The organism is Acinetobacter sp. YH16032, assembly GCF_013417345.1.
Taxonomy (GTDB): Bacteria; Pseudomonadota; Gammaproteobacteria; order Pseudomonadales; family Moraxellaceae; genus Acinetobacter.
In genome coordinates this window covers 1-1,517 of sequence record NZ_VPEE01000144.1, presented here as the reverse complement: position 1 = coordinate 1,517, position 1,517 = coordinate 1, and the positions used below count along the sequence as shown (strand labels likewise).

General features: G+C 34.9%; 4 protein-coding genes. 2 read left to right on the top strand and 2 right to left on the bottom strand.

Annotation, left to right across the window (positions count from 1 at the left end; translation table 11 throughout):
* Window positions 1-177 precede the first annotated feature (177 nt).
* On the top strand, window positions 178-480 hold the full coding sequence (locus FTV32_RS17015) for a hypothetical protein (protein ID WP_180029153.1): 303 nt from the start codon (window positions 178-180) through the stop codon (window positions 478-480).
* Between the two features lie 61 nt (window positions 481-541).
* Here FTV32_RS17015 and FTV32_RS17010 read toward each other — a convergent pair whose 3' ends face one another.
* Window positions 542-805 (bottom strand): Txe/YoeB family addiction module toxin, encoded by a 264-nt coding sequence (locus FTV32_RS17010; protein ID WP_000184943.1) that lies wholly within the window; start codon window positions 803-805, stop codon window positions 542-544.
* Window positions 792-1,055 (bottom strand): type II toxin-antitoxin system Phd/YefM family antitoxin, encoded by a 264-nt coding sequence (locus tag FTV32_RS17005; protein WP_000557944.1) that lies wholly within the window; start codon window positions 1,053-1,055, stop codon window positions 792-794. The genes FTV32_RS17010 and FTV32_RS17005 overlap by 14 nt, the downstream gene beginning before the upstream one ends.
* A gap of 172 nt (window positions 1,056-1,227) precedes the next feature.
* Here FTV32_RS17005 and FTV32_RS17000 point away from each other — a divergent pair.
* The coding region (locus FTV32_RS17000) for a hypothetical protein (RefSeq protein WP_218947442.1) at window positions 1,228-1,517 on the top strand (290 nt) is incomplete at its 3' end.

The window sequence follows — 1,517 nt, the reverse complement described above, 5'->3', positions numbered from 1 at the left end:
TACCAACATGTATATGTTGGTCAGGGGATTACAAAGGGGATTTACCCCTTGTCGCACCATTGGATGAAATCCAATGGCTAAGTGCGCCCTTCGGGAAAACCACGATAGCATGGGCTGTCTTGAATTTCAATTCAAACAGACCTATGCTTGAGGGGGATTCCTTGAGATGGTGATGGTATGAGTGTTGAAACTTTAGAGCAAAAAATTGCAAAGCAAGAAGAACGATTAAGACAACTAAAAGCACAAAAACAAGCTATTGCTGCTCGTGAAAAAAAGAAAGTTTCTGATCAGCAACGTAAAGATGATACTAGACGTAAAATTCTACTGGGGGCTTGGGTTCTAAACAAACTGAAAAATGATGAATCTTTTAAGGGTCAACTAACCGATTTTGAAAAGTTTTTAAGCACGGAAAGTAAGACTGAAGAAAATAGGCAGAAAGATAAAGATCTTTTTAATGGCGTTATATGGAATAACACCTAAATTTCGCATATGAGATTTTGTATTAAATAAAAAAACAATCCCCTAAAAATAGGGGATCTTGTTAGTAATGGAATCGACATTGAATTATAGAGATTCGTTCATCTGTCACTTCATAAACTAATCTATGCTTTTCATCAATCCTACGACTCCAAAATCCTGAAAGATTAGCTTTTAAAGGTTCTGGTTTTCCTGTTCCTTCAAAAGGTGTTCGCTGACATTCTTTGATTAAGGTATTAATACGCTTAAGTATCTTTTTATCCTGTGTCTGCCAATAGATATATTCATCCCAGGCATTATCAGTCCATTCGACGTTACGATTCGTCATCCTCAATCAACTCTCTGTGTTTTGTTTTCCCTGCACGTAATTGAGCAATTGATTCATTTAAACGACTTGCATTATTTGGAGATGAAAGGAGATATAACGTTTCCATTAAGCTATCGTAATGATCTTGTCCCATTACTACAGCATGGCCACCTTCTTTTCTTGTAATAAAAGCAACGTCTACATCATCAATTACTTTATCTAAAACAGATTTTAAATTGTTACGTGCGTCCGTATATGTAAATACATGCATATATCTATCCCTCATAGGGTAAGCTGCGTCAAAACGCTGCTAGCTAGACTACCTAGGCGGTAGTGATTGAAACTTTACAATCCTAAATGTACAGAATCCTGTACATATTGTCAATTTCGTATAACCACCATTATGTTAAATTATGGTCTATTCATTAAATAACGGGGACTTCATGAACAAATTAATATACTTCATCATTCTTAATATTCTTTTAATTGGTTCTGTTTATGCTGAAAAAAATAAATTTTTAAATATGGCTCAAAGTAAAGTAAAGCAGGAAATGAAAGATCCTGACTCTACAAAGTTTCAAAATTTAAGGGAAATCAAAAATTCTGTTGGTGAGAGTGTGGTTTGTGGTGAAGTAAATGCTAAAAATTCCTATGGAGGATATGTTGGATATCATTTATTTTCGTATAGTCCGGATGGGGTTGTAATTTTAAATTCACCAAAAGAGGTTGGTAG

What these genes read in the sequence shown, in the direction of transcription:
- FTV32_RS17010 (WP_000184943.1), bottom strand. Translation starts at nt 805, where the DNA reads ATGACGAATCGTAACGTCGAATGGACTGATAATGCCTGGGATGAATAT.
- FTV32_RS17015 (WP_180029153.1), top strand. Translation starts at nt 178, where the DNA reads ATGAGTGTTGAAACTTTAGAGCAAAAAATTGCAAAGCAAGAAGAACGA.
- FTV32_RS17005 (WP_000557944.1), bottom strand. Translation starts at nt 1,055, where the DNA reads ATGCATGTATTTACATATACGGACGCACGTAACAATTTAAAATCTGTT.